Origin of the sequence: Variovorax sp. VaC1, from assembly GCF_043658315.1 — a bacterium.
GTDB lineage: Bacteria > Pseudomonadota > Gammaproteobacteria > Burkholderiales > Burkholderiaceae_C > Variovorax.
On sequence record NZ_JBIGLT010000002.1, the window covers coordinates 642,193 to 657,723 of the forward strand.

14 protein-coding genes and 2 pseudogenes are annotated in these 15,531 nt (G+C 68.3%); 8 read left to right on the plus strand and 8 right to left on the minus strand.

Annotated features, from left to right (window positions below; genetic code table 11):
* Positions 1–68 precede the first annotated feature (68 nt).
* The 6 genes and pseudogenes from ACGLHS_RS09950 to ACGLHS_RS09975 all read left to right on the plus strand — a co-directional run.
* Positions 69–863, plus strand: a pseudogene (locus ACGLHS_RS09950) (alpha/beta fold hydrolase); the annotation flags it as partial.
* A complete protein-coding gene (locus tag ACGLHS_RS09955) occupies positions 860–2,056 on the plus strand; it encodes an alanine racemase (protein WP_394479190.1) in 1,197 nt (398 codons plus the stop codon). The pseudogene ACGLHS_RS09950 and the gene ACGLHS_RS09955, both read left to right, overlap by 4 nt.
* Before the next feature lie 46 nt (positions 2,057–2,102).
* Positions 2,103–2,987 carry a MotA/TolQ/ExbB proton channel family protein gene (locus ACGLHS_RS09960; protein ID WP_394479192.1) on the plus strand — a complete coding sequence of 295 codons (885 nt, stop codon included), beginning with the start codon at positions 2,103–2,105 and terminating at the stop codon, positions 2,985–2,987.
* A gap of 34 nt (positions 2,988–3,021) precedes the next feature.
* Positions 3,022–3,450, plus strand: coding sequence for a biopolymer transporter ExbD (locus ACGLHS_RS09965; RefSeq protein WP_093237892.1), 429 nt, complete (start codon positions 3,022–3,024; stop codon positions 3,448–3,450).
* A gap of 12 nt (positions 3,451–3,462) precedes the next feature.
* Positions 3,463–3,897 (plus strand): ExbD/TolR family protein, encoded by a 435-nt coding sequence (locus ACGLHS_RS09970; RefSeq protein WP_394479195.1) that lies wholly within the window; start codon positions 3,463–3,465, stop codon positions 3,895–3,897.
* Entirely contained in the window at positions 3,894–4,547 is a 654-nt protein-coding gene (locus ACGLHS_RS09975) for an energy transducer TonB (protein ID WP_093237889.1), read from the plus strand. Before ACGLHS_RS09970 ends, ACGLHS_RS09975 begins: the two co-directional genes overlap by 4 nt.
* Positions 4,548–4,566: 19 nt before the next feature.
* Here ACGLHS_RS09975 and ACGLHS_RS09980 read toward each other — a convergent pair whose 3' ends face one another.
* The 3 genes from ACGLHS_RS09980 to ACGLHS_RS09990 are packed head-to-tail and all read right to left on the minus strand — an operon-like array spanning position 4,567 to position 7,618.
* On the minus strand, positions 4,567–5,538 hold the full coding sequence (locus tag ACGLHS_RS09980; RefSeq protein WP_394479197.1) for a Bug family tripartite tricarboxylate transporter substrate binding protein: 972 nt from the start codon (positions 5,536–5,538) through the stop codon (positions 4,567–4,569).
* 29 nt (positions 5,539–5,567) lie between these two features.
* A complete protein-coding gene (locus ACGLHS_RS09985) occupies positions 5,568–6,497 on the minus strand; it encodes a dihydrodipicolinate synthase family protein (protein WP_394479199.1) in 930 nt (309 codons plus the stop codon).
* Entirely contained in the window at positions 6,494–7,618 is a 1,125-nt protein-coding gene (locus tag ACGLHS_RS09990) for a mandelate racemase/muconate lactonizing enzyme family protein (RefSeq protein ID WP_394479201.1), read from the minus strand. The genes ACGLHS_RS09985 and ACGLHS_RS09990 overlap by 4 nt, the downstream gene beginning before the upstream one ends.
* 149 nt (positions 7,619–7,767) lie before the next feature.
* Here ACGLHS_RS09990 and ACGLHS_RS09995 point away from each other — a divergent pair, with 149 nt between their 5' ends.
* Entirely contained in the window at positions 7,768–8,652 is an 885-nt protein-coding gene (locus ACGLHS_RS09995) for a LysR family transcriptional regulator (RefSeq protein WP_394479203.1), read from the plus strand.
* A 36-nt stretch (positions 8,653–8,688) separates the two neighbouring features.
* Here ACGLHS_RS09995 and ACGLHS_RS10000 read toward each other — a convergent pair whose 3' ends face one another.
* The gene (locus tag ACGLHS_RS10000) at positions 8,689–10,668 is read right to left on the minus strand and encodes a sensor histidine kinase (RefSeq protein ID WP_394479205.1); all 1,980 of its coding nucleotides are present in this window, start codon (positions 10,666–10,668) and stop codon (positions 8,689–8,691) included.
* A gap of 313 nt (positions 10,669–10,981) precedes the next feature.
* Positions 10,982–11,908 carry a LysR substrate-binding domain-containing protein gene (locus tag ACGLHS_RS10005; RefSeq protein WP_394479207.1) on the minus strand — a complete coding sequence of 309 codons (927 nt, stop codon included), beginning with the start codon at positions 11,906–11,908 and terminating at the stop codon, positions 10,982–10,984.
* Positions 11,909–12,060: 152 nt separating this feature from the next.
* On the opposite strand from ACGLHS_RS10005, the gene ACGLHS_RS10010 reads away from it, so the two are divergent.
* Positions 12,061–12,456 (plus strand): RidA family protein, encoded by a 396-nt coding sequence (locus tag ACGLHS_RS10010; RefSeq protein ID WP_394479209.1) that lies wholly within the window; start codon positions 12,061–12,063, stop codon positions 12,454–12,456.
* Positions 12,457–12,485: 29 nt separating this feature from the next.
* On the opposite strand, the gene ACGLHS_RS10015 is transcribed toward ACGLHS_RS10010, so the two are convergent.
* From ACGLHS_RS10015 to ACGLHS_RS10025, 3 genes and pseudogenes are all read right to left on the minus strand, one after another.
* Positions 12,486–13,742: a dienelactone hydrolase family protein gene (locus tag ACGLHS_RS10015; RefSeq protein WP_394479211.1), complete on the minus strand. Its 1,257-nt coding sequence runs from the start codon at positions 13,740–13,742 to the stop codon at positions 12,486–12,488.
* Between the two features lie 44 nt (positions 13,743–13,786).
* Positions 13,787–14,311: a flavin reductase family protein gene (locus tag ACGLHS_RS10020; RefSeq protein WP_394479890.1), complete on the minus strand. Its 525-nt coding sequence runs from the start codon at positions 14,309–14,311 to the stop codon at positions 13,787–13,789.
* Positions 14,288–15,520, minus strand: a pseudogene (locus ACGLHS_RS10025) (styrene monooxygenase/indole monooxygenase family protein); the annotation flags it as partial. The gene ACGLHS_RS10020 and the pseudogene ACGLHS_RS10025, both read right to left, overlap by 24 nt.
* Between the last annotated feature and the right edge of the window lie 11 nt (positions 15,521–15,531).

A 15,531-nucleotide genomic window follows, 5' to 3' on the forward strand; every position in this document is an offset into this window, starting at 1 on the left:
ACGGCCGCAAGATGCACCTGCAGCGCAGCGGCCCCGTGCCGGCCAGCGCGCAGCAGCCCACGCTGGTGATCGAAGCCGGTGGCGGCTGCGCTTCGCCGATCTACGCGCGCCTGCAGCAGATGCTGTCGGCCAGGTACCCGGTCATCAGCTACGACCGCGCCGGCATGGGCTGGAGCGAGGCCGACGACGCGCCCTTCGACGGAAAGCGCAACGCGCAGCAACTGCATGCGCTGCTGGCCGCGGCCGAGGTCACCGGCCCGATCGTGCTGATCGGCCATTCACTCGGCGGCCTGCTCAACCGCATCTACACCGGCCTGTACCCCGAGCAGGTGGTCGGCGCCGTCATGCTCGACGCCAGCCACTGGGACCAGTTCGAGGTATTCAAGGGCCTGCCGCCCGAACACCTGGCGACCGAGCGCAACAAGCGCGCCGAGTTCCAGGCCGGTGGCCCGCCGCCGCCGGAGTTCGCGCCGGTACAGGCCCTCTTTGCCGACATGCCGCATGTGCTGCGGCAGATGGCCGCCAACTACACGCCGCAATCCATCGACACGATGGCCAGGGAGGTCGTGGCCCTGCCGCATGTCGCCCGGCAGGCCGGCGCGTCGCCCGACCTGGGCGCTCGTCCGCTCGCGGTGCTGTCGGCCACGGTCATGCAGAAGTTGCCGCCCGGTGCCGAGGAAGGTGCCGAAGTGCAGCGGCGCTGGCCCGAGTACCAGCAGGCCTATGCGGCGCTGTCGACGCGAAGCCACCTGTGCCCTGTCGAAGGTGCCGAGCACATGACGCTGGTGCTGCTGCCGCCCTTCGTGAACCGCATCGCCGCGGAAGTCGACTGGATCATGTCGGAGCTCGGATGCGCCCGATGACGCCGCTTGCACACACGGCGCTGGCCGAGCTGACCACGCCCGCGCTGCTGCTCGACCGCACCGTGCTGGAGCGCAACTGCGACGCGATGGCGCAGCGCGCCGCGCGGCACGGCGTGGCGCTGCGCCCGCACCTGAAGACGTCCAAGTCGGCCGAGGTGGCACGCGTGGCCACGCGCGGGCACAGCGGCGCGATCACGGTGTCCACCGTGGCCGAGGCCGACTACTTCGCGCGCTACGGCTTTCTCGACCTGACCTACGCGGTGGGCATCAGCGCGAGCAAGGTCGATGCGCTGCACCGCGTCCAGCGCCTGCACGGTGCCCGCGTGAACCTGCTCGCGGACTGCGTCGAGGCGGTGCGTGCCGTGGCCGCGCGTGCGCGCGCGCTGGGCGCAAGCTTCGGCCTGCTGATCGAGATCGACACCGGCGGTGGCCGTGGCGGCGTCGCGCCCGACGACGAAGAGGCGCTGCGCGCCATCGCGGCCGAAGTGCAGCGCAGCGGATCGCTGACGCTGGCCGGCGTGCTCACCCATGCCGGCCACAGCTACCACGCCGATGGACTGGAGTCGATCCGCGCCATCGCCGAAGCCGAGCGTGCCGGTGCGGTGCGCGCGGCCGAGTGCCTGCGCGCAGCCGGCTTCACGGTGGACGTTGTGAGCGTGGGCGCCACGCCCACGGCGGTGTGTGCCGAGCGGCTCGACGGCGTCACCGAGATGCGCCCCGGCGTCTACACCTTCTTCGACCTCGACCAGGCCGCGCGCGGCATCTGCGGCATCGAGGACATCGCGCTGTCGGTGCTGGCCACCGTGATCGGCCACAACCCGCGCTCGCGCCGCGTGCTCATCGATGCGGGTGCGCTCGCGCTGTCGAAAGATGAATCGGCCGCCGAGTTTCGCGACGGGCTGGGCTTCGGGCTGGTCTGCCGCGTGGACGGCACGGCACCGCTGCCCGGATTGCGCGTGGCCGAGTTGCACCAGGAGCACGGCCTCGTTGCCTCCGGAGGCGACGGCCACGGCGACAGCGACGACGACCTGCGGGCCATGTTCGAGGCACTGCCCATCGGCAGCCGCGTGCGCATCCTGCCGCACCACGCCTGCATGACCGCGGCCCCCTACGACCGCTACCACGTGGTGCAGGGCACCGATGCGAGCGTGCACGCCGTCTGGGGCAAGGCCCTCGGCTGGCGCCCGGCCTGACCGGGCGCATGAACCACAGCGCCCTTTGCTTTTTTTGGAGACATACATGATGAAGACCTTTTTCGCGAAGCTGATGGCCGCGGCCGCTCCGCTCGTTCTGGCGCTTTCCCTCACCGCCGCACCGAACGCCGCCAACGCCCAGGCCACGCCCGAAGCCGCGCCCGCCGTTGCACCCACCGCCGCACCGGCAACGGACCCGTCGGCCGGCAGCGCCGCAGCACCGGCTTCCACAACACCGGCCGCTGTGCCTGCAGCCGCAGCCACCACCAAGGTCGACAACCCCTACGGCATCGGCGCGCTCTGGGCGCAGAGCGACCTGGTGGCCAAGGCCGTGCTGGCCATCCTGGCGATCATGTCGATGGGCAGCTGGTACGTGATCGTCACCAAGCTGCTCGAACAGATGCGCATGGGCCGGCAGGCGAAGGAGGTGGACAACGAGTTCTGGAACGAGCGCACCGTGCAGGACGGCACCGCCAAGCTCGCCGAGGGCAGCCCCTTCCGCTTCATCGCCGATGCGGGCGTGCATGCCACGCGCAAGCACGACGGCCTGCGCGGCAAGGTCGACTTCGCCGACTTCGTGGACCTGTGCATCCACCGCGCCACCGAGCGCGTGCAGCGGCGTTTGAGCAACGGCATGTCGCTGCTTGCCACGGTGGGTTCCACCGCGCCTTTCGTCGGCCTGTTCGGCACCGTCTGGGGCATCTACCACGCGCTCACCGCCATCGGCATCGCCGGCCAGGCATCGATCGACAAGGTGGCCGGCCCGGTGGGCGAATCGCTCATCATGACCGCCATCGGCCTGGCCGTGGCCGTTCCCGCGGTGCTGGGCTACAACTGGCTCCTGCGCCGCAACATCACCGTGATGGACGATGTGCGCGAGTTCAGCGGCGAGCTGCACTCGGTGATCCTGGCCGGCAGCGCCGCGGCCTGAGCCGCCGCGCCGCCGCACGGAACCGGGCCACATCATGGCGATGAACATTCCATCCGCCGGAGGCGACGAGGAGCAGGTCATTGCCGCCATCAACACGACACCGCTGGTGGACGTGATGCTGGTGCTGCTGATCATCTTCCTCATCACCATTCCGGTGGTCAATTATTCGGTTCCGGTGGAGGTCCCGAAGGAGCGCAACGAGGTGCGCGAAAGCAAGCCCGACACCGTCGTGCTGTCGGTCGATGCCTCGGGCCGGACCTACTGGTTCGACACCCCCGTGCGCGACACGAACGCGCTGGCCGACAAGCTCAAGAAGGTGGCGGCGATGAACCCGCAGCCCGAGGTGCACATCCGCGGGGACTGGCACTCCGACTACGAGCCGGTGGGAAAGATCATCTATGCGTGCCAGTCGGCCGGCATCGTCAAGGTCGGCTTCATCACCGAGCCGCCCGCGCGCAACTGAGAAGACACAGCCATGCCTAGAGAAAAACAGGGGCGTCGCCGAAGTGCGCCGTCCGACGAGCCGATGATGGACATCAACACCACGCCGCTGATCGACGTGATGCTGGTGCTGCTGATCATGCTCATCATCACCATCCCGATCCAGCTGCATGCGGTCAACCTGAACATGCCCACGGGCAACCCGCCGCCGAACGACATCAAGCCCGAGGTGCTGCGCATCGACATCGACGAACGCAGCACCGTGCTGTGGAACGGCGAGGCCATTGCCGACCTGCCCGAAGTCGAGCGGCGCTTCGAGCAGATCGCAACGCAGGCGGTGCAGCCTGAGGTGCACCTGCGCCCCGACAGGCGCGCCAGGTACAGCATCGTGGCCGGCGTGATGGCCTCGGCGCAGCGCTCGGGCCTGACCAAGCTGGGCATCGTGGGTTCGGAGCAGTTCATCCCATGAGCCGCGCCAACGACTTCGACCCCAAGTCCCGCTTCGGCCCGGTCGGCATCGGCGTGATGATCCTGTTCCACGTGCTGGTCGGCTATGCGCTCGTGTCGGGCCTTGCCCGCAAGACGATCGAGATGATCAAGAAGCCGATGGACGCGACGATCATCGCGGAGATCAAGCCGCCCCCGCCGCCTCCACCGCCGCCGCCCCCACCCAAGAAGATCGTCAAGCTGGAAACGCCGAAGGCGCCGCCGCCACCGCGGCCCGCCTACGTGCCGCCGCCGGCAGTGACACCGCCCGCGACCGCCGCGCCAACGATCACCGCGGTGCAGAGCGTGGAGCCGGTGGCACCGCCGCCGGCCGCACCGCCTGCCCCGCCCGCGCCACCGGCACCGCCGAAGGCGACCTCTTCGGACATCGCGGTGGCCTGCCCCAAGCAGGTCAAGCCCGAGATGCCGCGCAAGGCGCTGGACGAAGGCACCAGCGGCGTGGTCAAGGCCGAGGTGCGCATCAAGGGCAGCCACGTGACGGAGGTGCGCTTCCTGTCGGGGCCGCGCGTGTACTACGGTGCCGTGCGCTCGGCCATGATGCGCTACGAGTGCCAGACCACGGGCGACGCGGAGATCCTGGCCACGCAGGAGTTCGTCTTCAAGATCGAATAGGCAAGCCGCGCGCGGCCGCTCACTTGTCGACCGCGATGCGGGCCGTCTTGATGAGGCGGCCCCACTTCTCGCGTTCGGCCTGCATGAAGTCGCCGAAGCGCTGCGCGCTTCCACCGCCGTCTTCGGCGCCGAACTGGTCCAGCCGGGCGATCACGTCCGGCATGGCCAGCACGGTGTTCACGTCCTTGTTCATGCGGGCGACCATCGCCTGCGGCATCTTCGCCGGGCCGACCAGCCCGAACCAGATGCTGGCCTCGTAGCCTTCGTACCCCGACTCCGCGAGCGTCGGCACGGCGGGAAAATTCCTGGAGCGCTTGGCGCGTGTCTGCGCGATGGCCGTCATCTTGCCGCCGCCCAGGTATTGCGTGGCGGTGGTCATGCCTTCGAAGCTGTACTGCACGTGCCCGCCGAGCATGTCGCTCACCAGCGGCGCCGAGCCCTTGTACGGCACGTGCAGCACGTCGATGTTGGCGCGCGCCTTGAAAAGCTCCAGCGCCAGGTGCTGCGCCGACCCGTTGCCGGCCGAGCCGAAGATGACTTCTCCGGGCCGGCTGCGGCACAGCTCGACCAGCCCCTTGAGCGTCTTGATCGGCTGGTTGCTCGCGCAGATGAGCATCTGCGGCGTGGCGCCGACCAGCGCGATGGGCGTGAAGTCGCGCTCGGCGGAATAGCCCAGCCCCGGCTGCAGGCCGGGCGCGATGCCGTGGCTGTTGATGTGCGCCATCAGCAAGGTGCTGCCATCGGGTTCGGCGCGCGCCACCTGCTCGGCCGCGATGATCCCGGCCGCGCCCGCCCTGTTCTCGACGACGACCGGAATGCCCCACATCACGCCCAGCTTCTGCGCCAGCAGCCGGGCCAACACGTCGGTGCCGCCGCCCGCCGGGAACCCGACGACCAGCCGCGTCACGCTCTTGGGCATGGTCTGGGCGAACACGCCCGTTGCGGCCAGGGTGGCCGCGACGGCGCCCCCGGCAAATAGCCTGCGTTTCATTGTCTTTGTCTCCTGTTTTTTCTTCGGTATCAGGCGGCCAGTGCCGAGGCATTCGGCATGTGGAAGCCGCAGGCATCGAGGCCGGCCGCCAGCGCGGCGCGCTGCGCGGGTTCGATCTCGACCAGCGGTGGCCGCACCGCCGCCCAGCCGTTGTCGCCAGTCTGCCGCGCGATGGTCGCCTTCATGGCCGCGATCATCGGCAGCGCCTGGAAGACGGCGCGCGTTTCGTTGAGGGCTTTCTGCCTGTCGTCGGCATCCGCATCGCGCCAGTGCTTGTAGAGATGAACGATGGGCGCGGGATTCACATTGCCGGTGGCCGTGATGCAGCCCGCGCCACCGCCGCGCAGCGTGGGCAGCAAGACCGTCTCGGTGCCGGCGAACACGTCGAAGCCCTCGGGCTGGAATTCGCGCAGCAGGGCGGCCGTGTTGTTCCAGTCGCCCGAGCTGTCCTTGATGCCGGCCACCGCGCGCGGATAGGCCTTGAGCAGCCGCTCGATCAGCGCCAGGCTGATGCCGACCAGCGAGACCGGAGGGATGTGATACAGGTAGAGGCGCAGCCGCTCGTCGGCCACCGCATCGATCACCCGCGCGAAGCTGCGGAAGAGCCCTTCGTCGGAAATGCCCTTGTAGAAGAACGGCGGCAGCATGAGCACGCCGGCGCAGCCCGCGGCCACCGCATGCCGCGTGAGTTCGATGGTGTCGCCGAGCGCGCAGGCGCCGGTGCCGGGCATCAGGCGATCGGGCGGAATGCCGTGCGCCAGCAGCGCATCGAGCAGGCCGCGCTTTTCCTGGAGGGTCAGCGAGTTGGCCTCGGAGTTGGTGCCGAACACCGACAGGCCCACGCCCTGATCGAGCAGCCAGCGGCAATGCCTGACGAAGCGCGGCACCGACGGGGAAAGGTCGGCATCGAAGGGCGTGAGCACCGGCGACAGCACGCCGCGCAGCTTGGGTGCGCTCATTGCACGACGCCCCAGCGGCCGTACTGCTGCACGGCCTTCTCGTCGAAGCCGAAGCCCAGCCCCGGGGTCTGGTGCAGGATCACGCGGCCGTTCTTGTGCGCGAGCTGGCGATCGACGAGGCGGCGGAAGTTCAGCACCTGGTCGTCCCAGAAGAACTCCACGTAGCGCGCGTTGGGCGTGGCGGCAACCAGCGGCGCGTGCACGTCGTGGAACCAGTGCGGGCACATCACCACGCCGTAGCTCGCCGCCGTCGCGGCAATGCGCTTCCATTCGGAGATGCCGCCGCACACGAGCGCATCGGTCTGCAGGATCGATGCGGCGCCCTTGTCGAGCAGCTCCTTGTGGTACCAGCGGCCATAGCCGATCTCCGCCGTGGCCACGGGGATGCGCGTCAGCCGGGCCAGCTTCGCGTGGCTCTCGATGTCGTCGGGGCCGAAGGGCTCTTCGATGAAGTAGGGGTCGTAGGCCTCGAAGCGGCGGATGTACTGCATGGCCTGGGTGGTGTCGACCCAGCCGTTGTTGCAGTCCATCATCAGCTCGACGTCGGGGCCGACGGCATCGCGCGCGGCCTTCAGCCGTGCTTCTTCTTCCTTGGGCGAGAGGCGGCCGGTCTTCATCTTCACGGCCTTGAAGCCCTTGTCGACGTAGCTGGCCATTTCGTGGCCGAGCATCGCGGGCGTCTTGCCGTCGAGGTAGTAGCCGCCGCTGGCATAGGCGGGCACCGATTCGAGTTCGACCGCGCCCAGGTACTTGTGCAGCGGCAACCCCTGCGTGCGTGCGTTCAGGTCCCAGAGCGCCGTGTCGAGCGCGCTGATGGCACGCATGACCGTGCCCGAACGGCCCTGCAGCAGCGACTCCTGGTACATGGCCGACCACAGCCCTTCGACGGCATGGGAGTCCTTGCCGATCAGCACGGGGGCGAGCAGTTGCTCGACCGCCGCGGCAAACAGGCTGCCGCCGGCGCTGCCCACGTAGCAGAAGCCGATGCCTTCCACGCCGTCGTCGGAGCGGACCTTGACGAGCCCGTAGTGGCGCGTACTGACGGTGCGGTTGGAAAACGAAGTGACGCGGTCGAGCGGAACGGCGGCGGCACAGAAATGAATGGATTGAATCTTCGGCAATGCGGTCTCCTGTTGATGTTGCAGGAGATTCTGGGAGGCATCAAAGCAAAGAAAAATGGTTGTTCCATATCTTCTGAAGAAGTAAATTATTTCTTCCCGTGCGGGCACGATCGGCCCGCGCACCCGGCATCTACCGCACCCCGCACACCATGGACTCACGATTCCTGCAGAGCTTCGTCTCGGTCGTCGAACTCGGATCGATCGCCGAGGCGGCGCGCCATCTCGACATGACGCCCGCCACCATCGCGCAGCGCGTGCGGGCGCTGGAGGCGGACATCGGCAGCCAGCTCATCGTGCGCTCGGGGCGCACCGTGCGGCCCACGGTGTCGGGCACACGCATCCTCGCGCGGGCGCGCAACGTGCTGCGGGAGCTGAGGGACCTGCAGTCCGCGGCCTCGGACACGGAACTGCCGGCGGGGCCCTTGCGGCTCGGCGCCATTCCGACGGGGCTCATGGGCATCATCCCGCTCATCCTGAAAGACTGGGTCCGGCGGCATCCCCACATCGGGATCTACATCGAACCCGGCTCGACCACCGCGCTGTACGGCCGCGTCATGGCGGGCGAGCTCGATGCGGCGATCCTCGTGCACCCGACCTTCGAGCTGCCCAAGACGAGCAACTGGCACACCCTGCGCCGTGAACCGCTGGTCTTGTTGACGCCCGCGCGCATGAAGGTCGCGTCGGTGCCGGCCACGATCGCGCGCGAGCCGTTCATCCGCTACGACCGGCAGGTGGTCGGCGGCAAGATGGCCGACGACTACCTGCGGCAGCTCGGCATACGCCCCAACGTGCGCGTCGAGCTCGATGGCATCGAGTACATCGCCAAGCTGGTGGCCGAGGGGCTGGGGGTGTCGGTGCTGCCCGACTGGGCGGTGGTCGGCCCGCCCAACCGCGCGCTCAAAAAGTGGGCCTTGCCCGCGCCCTGCCCTGCGAGAACGGTGGGCGTGCTTTGGCAGCGTTCGACTGTCAGAGCGCCGCTGGTCGAAGCCCTCGTGCAGATTGCGCAGACGCATTTTCCGCAGGCGGCAGGCTGAACAACGCGGGCGCGCCTGCACCCGCGCCTTCTTCGCTCAGAGCGACCCTACGGCCCTTTCGGCCTCGACCTTGCGCTCGAGCGGCAACCAGAGCGTGAAGCGCGTTCCGCCGCTGTCGGATTCCCAGTTCACGGTGCCGCCGATGGCCTGCGCGCGCTGTTGCTGGTTGCGCATCCCGCGGCCGCTCCGGCGCAGCGCCTCGTCGACCGCGAAGCCGGCGCCGTTGTCTTCGATCACCACGCACACGCCCTGCCCCACCGTCGCGGTGCTGAAGCCGATGGTGGTGGCCCGCGTGTGGCGCAGCACGTTGGCCACGCACTCCTGCATGATGCGCAGGATGTGCAGCGCACTGCCCGGGTCGAGCCAGGGCAACGCGGGCACGGGCTGCACCTCCCAGCGCAATGCGACACCGGCGCTCTCGATGCGCGGCGCGAGGCGAAAGCGCAAGGTCGCCAGCAACAGCAGCAGGTCGGCGTCCACGCTTTCCATGGAATCGATCGCCAGCTTCAGGTCGTCCATACAGCCCTTGAGCACGCCGGAGATCTCGGCGTCGTTCATGGCGCCGCGCTCCACCGAACGGATGGCGCCGATCAGCGACGAACCCAGCCCGTCGTGCATGTCCTGCATGAGGCGCCTGCGCTCGGCGTTGAGCATCTGCTGGTTCTCGATCACGCGCAGCCGCCGGTAGCTTTGCTCCAGTTCGGCCTCGCGCTCCTGCAGCCGCTGCGCCAGGCCCGTGTTCAGCCGACCCACCTCGGCGAACGCGCCCGTGTAGCGCTGGAACATGATGTACGAGAAGACGAAGAACAGGCCGATGATCGCGTAGGGCGAGGTGTACACGCTCTCGGGGCTGACGAGGTTGTTCTGCAGCAGCCCGTCGTAGGACGTGAACCCGACCGCGAAAACGGTCCACCCCGCCACCAGCCGCCCTTCGGGCAATTGCGCGCGCAAGGCCTTGCGCAGGTTCACCGAGAAGATCAGCACCGCGACGGGCAGCACCGCCAGGTTGAGCAAGGGCGTGAGCAGGTAGAGGCTGACCGACACATGCGGCAGCGTGCCCACGCTGCAGGCCAGCGCCAGCCCGACCGACGTGCGTGTGAGCCACGGCGAGGGCTGCTGGTGCAGGCGCTGCAGGAACAGGTGAATGAGGATGATGAGCCACAGCAGCGAGGCCACGGTCATCCACTCGAACCACTCGTCGGACATAGGCAGGTAGCTGCCGCCCGCGTAGTAGTGAAGCATCCGCAGGAAGGCCAGCGCCGAGATGGCGGCGAACAGCAGGTAGAGCGATTCGCGCCGCTTGCCCAGCCACACCGCGAACGCGAAGGCGCCCACCGCCAGGAAGGCGGCGCTGCCCATGAACGGCAACTGCACCTGCAACAACTGGCGCGCCTGGTAGCGCCAGCTCAGCGAATCCTGGTCGCCCACCCACACGGTCGAGAACCCGCTCCCGCTGCTGCGCAGGCGGTTGACGCGGATCAGCACGGACGACGGCGACAACGCATCGGCCGTCGCGTTCAGCGGCAGCAGCAACGGATGGTTGTAGCCGTTGTGCACCGGGCTGCCGATCGACTGATAGAGCAACACGCCGTCGCCATACACCGCGATGTGGCCGAGGGTCTTCCAGCGCGGCAGGTACAGAAGGCGCGGCCGCTGCGATGGCGGCAGGCCCGCCAGGTCGAGGCGGTACCAGTCGGAGACCGTTCGCACGCCGCCCGCTTCGGTGGGGACCAGTTCGCGCGGGGCGGTGTACGGAAGGGCGACGACTTTCCAACCGTCCTTCGGCAACCCGGCGTCTTCGATGCGCCGCGGCGGGGACGAATAGCCGATGCCGGGAACGGACAGCAGTTCGGCCTGGGTGAAGTGAACGACGATGTCGTGTTGCGGCGGCGCCTTCGCGGCCGGTGGCTCACTGGCGTAGGCGCAAGGCACCACGACGGCCAGCCACGACAGCCACAGCAACCGTGCGAGCCAGTGGCCCACCAGCCACCCGCGTTGGCCGTCGTCGGGTTTCATGAAACGCTGATGTCCTGGAAGCCGAACTTGGCCAATTGCCGCGGATGCACCGCACGAATGCCCGCTTCGTGTGAAGTACCGCGCCCATGAGGCCGGCGATCTCGTCGACCGTGTTGCCTCATCGGAAGTCGCTCAACGCCCCGCGCTGGTGGCGAAACCGGTCGCCGCCGCGACGGTATTCCGCAATTCGGGAGCGCCGTCCGCCTGCGCAGTGCGAAGGGTGTGGCGGTCAAGGGCAACGGCGGGCGCGTTCATCAGGCCGCGATTATGTCCTTGGCCTACTGTTCCGGCCAACCGGGCGGAACACGGCAGGTCAGGCAGCACGCCCGACGACGACCGGCGCGTGCTCCGCCATCAGCGCGACGACCCAGTCGATGAACACGCGCAGCTTGGCACTGACATGCCGGTTCGGCGAAAACGCCAGGTACAGCGGCATCGGGTCGAGCCGCCATGCCTCGAACACGGGCACCAGCTCGCCGCGCGCCACGTGCGCCCTGGCCATGTAGTCCGGCAGCCAGAGAATGCCCAGCCCCGCCACGCCGGCTGCAAGGTAGGCATTGCCGTCGTCGACCGAGAACACGTGGCGGCCCTGCACCTCGATGCGCTCGCCCTCGCGGTGCATGGCATACGGAAAGGCCTTGCCGGTGCGCGACCACAGGAAGCCGACGATGCGGTGGTGCGTGTCTTCCAGCTCGCGCGGGTGCGAGGGCGTTCCGGCACGTTCGAGATAACCCGGCGCCGCATAGACCCCGAGCTGCAGGTCGCCCACGCGGCGCGCCATCAGCGAGGGGTCGGTGAGTTCGCCGCCGCGCACCACGCAATCGACGTTCTCGCCGATCACGTCCACCATGCGATCGCTCACGCCCATGTCGATCTGGATGTCGGGGTAGCGCGCATGGAAGGCCGGCAATGCCGGCACCAGGATCAGGCGCGCAAGCGGGCTGGGCACGTCCACGCGCAGCCGGCCCCTGGGCAGCGCCGCGGCGCTCGACAGGCTGGTCTCGGCATCGTCCATGTCGGCCAGCAGGCGCACCACGCGCTCGTAATAAGCCGCGCCGTCGGCGGTGACGTTCACCTTCCGCGTGGTGCGGTTGAGCAGCTTGACGCGCAGCCGCGCCTCGAGCTGCTGCACCAGCTGCGTCACGCTGGTCTTGCTCATGTGCAGCGTCTCAGCCGCGCGGGTGAAGCTGCCGGCCTCCACCACGCGGGCAAACGCCTGCATCGCATCGAAACGGTCCATCTCCTAAGGGCTCCTGCGGGTGCGACGATTGTTTGGGTTCTGCAAACAGTGATTGTTGGCTTTGCCCGTTTATCCGGCAGGCGGGGCTCCCTAAAGTCCCTTCGTCGTGATCAGCGGGCCGGCTTCGGCCCCGTCAACCCAGAAAGCAATCCATGGCCAGACGTGATGTCGTTTTTCCACCCGGGCGCCAGGCGCTCTATGAAAAGAACCGCTACTCGCCGGCGGTCCGCGCCAACGGCTTCCTGTTCGTTTCGGGGCAGGTCGGCAGCCGCGAAGACGGCTCGCCCGAGCCCGAGCTCGAAGCCCAGGTGCGGCGCGCGTTCGAGAACCTGAACGCGGTCCTGAAGGCGGCCGGCTGCACCTTCGACGACGTGGTCGACGTGACCGTCTTCATCGTCGACCCGGAAACGAACTTCGAGAAGATCTGGAAGCTGGTGCCGGCGTATTGGGGCGACGCGCCGCACCCCACGCTGACCGGCATCGGCGTGACGTGGCTCTATGGCTTCCAGTTCGAGATCAAGGTGATCGCGAAGCTCCCCGAGGCCTGAACGCCTCAGGCATCGCTTCAGGCACCGCTTCAGCCGCCCGCCGCGGGCATCAGGGTGTTCGACGGCAGCGTCTCGTCCAGCAGCTTGCGCGCCGTCTCGATGCCCGCCACCGGCAGCAGCTTCGCGTCGAGCAGGCCGACCTGCACCAGCACGCTGGCCTGGTCCCAGTAGATGTGCTCGTGATAGAGCTTGTCGCCACGGAACTTGATGACCGCCAGCAAGGGAATCTCCACGCGCTTGCCGGTGGGCGGCACGCCCGGCAGCATCCACGGGATCTCGGTGGTGTGCGTGAAGCAAAAGAGCATTTCGTCGACCACCTGCGACGCACCCACCGTGCGCGAGATCGGGATCAGCGAGGTGTCGGGCGGGTTGCTGTTGACGAAGTGGTGCGTGTAGAAATGGTGCAGGTCCTTGTAGCCCACGCCGCCGGTCATGGTGGGGATGTGGTTGACGTAGGGCTCGGCCACCATGGTGGCCATGGTGTCGTCGACATTGCGCGTGCCGAACTCGTACTCGCAGTGCTTGTCCCACAGCGCGGCCAGGTCGTAGTGCGGCCCGATGGCCGACTTGAGCGAGGCGATGCTGCGCTCGTGCGCCGTCAGCGCCGAGGCCCGGTGGAAGTGCTCGCCGCCCACCCGCGCGAACGCGTGATCGACGCCGGGGTACACATGCACCTGCACGTTCTTGCGGCCGCGCAGCGTCTGCACGATGCGCTCGCGCGCCTCGGGCGGGCAGAAGCCGTCGAGCTCCGCCACATGCAGGGTGAGCGGGCAGCGGATGCCATCGGCCTCGTCCAGCGCCGCGTCGATGCCCACGCCGTAGTAGCCGACGGCAACGTCGGCATCGGTGCGGCAGGCCGCCAGGTAGGCCAGCTTGCCGCCCAGGCAGAAGCCGAGCACGCCCACCTTGGCGTCCTGCACTTCGGGCCGCTGGCGCAGCGCGGTGATGGCCGCCTGCATGTCGGCCATGCCACGGGCTTCGTCGAAGCCCTTGTAGAACGCGAACGCGCGCTGCCAGTCGTCCGGCGAATAGCCCAGCTCGACATCGGGCTGCTGGCGCCAGAACAAATCGGGCACAAGCACGACGTAGCCCTCTTCGGCGTAGTAGTCGGCCACCTCGCGCATCGTCGCGTTCACGCCGAAGATCTCCTGCGCGAGCACCAGGCCGGGGCCACTGCCCGAGCGCGGCACGGCGAGGTATCCGCTGAAGCTGCCGCTGCCATCGGTGGCCTGGATGCGGATGCGTTGCGCGGAGGCAGCGCGAGAGATCGAATTTTTTTCTTGCATGTGGGCTTCTCCATTCCAAGGTTTGTGGGGTGCGGGCCGCGCGCTCACTGCGTGCATTCCGGGTGGCGTGTGGTCACCTGGTAGTAGCCCGAATGAAAGACCAGCGGCTCGCCATCGAAGCGGTCGTAGCGCTCGACCTCGCCGATGAAGATGAGGTGGTCGCCGCCGTCGTACTGCCTCACGTTGCGACAGACGAAGCGCGCAATGACACCGTCCAGCAGCGGCACGCCGGCCGTGCCTTCGCAGCAGTCCACGCCGGCGAACTTGTCGGCCTGCGGCGTGGAGAACTGTCGCGACAGGTGATGCTGGTGCGCCGCCAGCACGTTGATCGCGAAATGGCTCGCGCCGGTGAAGTCGGCCACGCTCGGCGCCTGCCGGGCCAGGCTCCACAGCACCAGCGGCGGATCGAGCGAGACCGACGAGAACGAATTGGCGGTCATGCCCACGCGGCGGCCGTCGATGGCGCGGGTGGTGATGACAGTCACGCCGGTGGTGAACTGTCCGAGCGCCTTGCGGAAATCGCGCCGGTCGAAACGGTCGACCACGGCTTCGCGCGCTCGGGCCTCCAGAAAGCGATCTGTCTCCACCGGATCGAACCACCACGGCGCAAAGGCACGCGGATCGTCGAAGCCGTTGACGATGGTGCTGGCAACGGCGGGCATGTGGGTCGCGCTCTGCAACAGCTTCTGCAGGTGCGGCTTCGGCGGTGCGAGCAGGCTGTGGGTCCAGTCGGTGGCCCAGCGGGCGTAGCCTTCCCAGTAGCGGTCGAAGGTCTGCTGCATCCATTCGGCGTCGAACGGCGTGTCGCCGCGTTCGAGGATTCGCTTCAGGTAGATGTCGGCGCTCTTGGCCGCGTTGTTGGAGCCCTGCCCGGTGATCGGGTCGTTGAGCACCACCGCGTCGGCCAGGCCCAGCACCTGGCGCCCCGAAGGCAAGGTGGCCACCGGCTTGCGCACCGTCGGTGTGAAGCGGCCCGCGAGGACGCCGTTGTCGTCGGTCAGCTCGATGTGCCTGCAGCGCTCGGCCTCCCAGGGCAGGAAGGTCTCGAGAATCTGCTTGCTGCGCGCCAGGTGTTCCTGCGGTGTCTTCACGTCCGCCCAGCAGTCCATCGGACCACCGGGCACGCCCTCGAACACCATGATCTCGCATGGTCCGCTTGTCGTCAGCGCCGGGAAGACGAAGTACTCGCCCACGCCGGGAATCAGGTTGAAGCACACCGCGGCGAACGGCTCGCGCGACGTCATCCCCTTCACGTAGGTCAGCGCCAATGCGCGCTGGGGTTGCTCGAAGGGCGAGCGCTCCGGGTCGCGCTCGAACAGTTGCGAGATCTCGCCCTTGCCGCTCGCAACGACCACGAGGTCGTGTTCCGCAGCGCAGGCCTCCAGCGCATCGAGCCCCACGTCCTGCAACACCAACCGGCCGCCGCGCTTCTCGAACTCGGCCATCCATGCGGGGATCTTGAGCCGCTGGTCGACCGACCGCGCGGGCCCGTCGAGCCTGGCGCTCCATTCGATGGCCTTGCCGCCTTCCGGGTTGCGCACCGTCATGCCGATGCCCTCTACGCGGGGGCACGCGTCCGCCCACGCATCCAGCCCCAGTTCGCGTTCGGTCTGCAGCGCGGTCTCGAACATGCACTGGCTGGACATCACCGGCCCTTCGAAGATCTCCGATGCCGTGCGGTTCGAGTAAACCGTCACCTCGTGCCCCGCGCCCAGCAGGCCCAGCGCGAGTTGCATGCCGGACTGTCCGGCGCCGACGATGGCCACGCGTCGCTTCATGCGTTCGCTCC

Coding starts and splice junctions, on each gene's coding strand:
- ACGLHS_RS09955 (WP_394479190.1), top strand. CDS start 860: ATGACGCCGCTTGCACACACGGCGCTGGCCGAGCTGACCACGCCCGCG.
- ACGLHS_RS09960 (WP_394479192.1), top strand. CDS start 2,103: ATGATGAAGACCTTTTTCGCGAAGCTGATGGCCGCGGCCGCTCCGCTC.
- ACGLHS_RS09965 (WP_093237892.1), top strand. CDS start 3,022: ATGGCGATGAACATTCCATCCGCCGGAGGCGACGAGGAGCAGGTCATT.
- ACGLHS_RS09970 (WP_394479195.1), top strand. CDS start 3,463: ATGCCTAGAGAAAAACAGGGGCGTCGCCGAAGTGCGCCGTCCGACGAG.
- ACGLHS_RS09975 (WP_093237889.1), top strand. CDS start 3,894: ATGAGCCGCGCCAACGACTTCGACCCCAAGTCCCGCTTCGGCCCGGTC.
- ACGLHS_RS09980 (WP_394479197.1), bottom strand. CDS start 5,538: ATGAAACGCAGGCTATTTGCCGGGGGCGCCGTCGCGGCCACCCTGGCC.
- ACGLHS_RS09985 (WP_394479199.1), bottom strand. CDS start 6,497: ATGAGCGCACCCAAGCTGCGCGGCGTGCTGTCGCCGGTGCTCACGCCC.
- ACGLHS_RS09995 (WP_394479203.1), top strand. CDS start 7,768: ATGGACTCACGATTCCTGCAGAGCTTCGTCTCGGTCGTCGAACTCGGA.
- ACGLHS_RS10000 (WP_394479205.1), bottom strand. CDS start 10,668: ATGAAACCCGACGACGGCCAACGCGGGTGGCTGGTGGGCCACTGGCTC.
- ACGLHS_RS10005 (WP_394479207.1), bottom strand. CDS start 11,908: ATGGACCGTTTCGATGCGATGCAGGCGTTTGCCCGCGTGGTGGAGGCC.
- ACGLHS_RS10010 (WP_394479209.1), top strand. CDS start 12,061: ATGGCCAGACGTGATGTCGTTTTTCCACCCGGGCGCCAGGCGCTCTAT.
- ACGLHS_RS10015 (WP_394479211.1), bottom strand. CDS start 13,742: ATGCAAGAAAAAAATTCGATCTCTCGCGCTGCCTCCGCGCAACGCATC.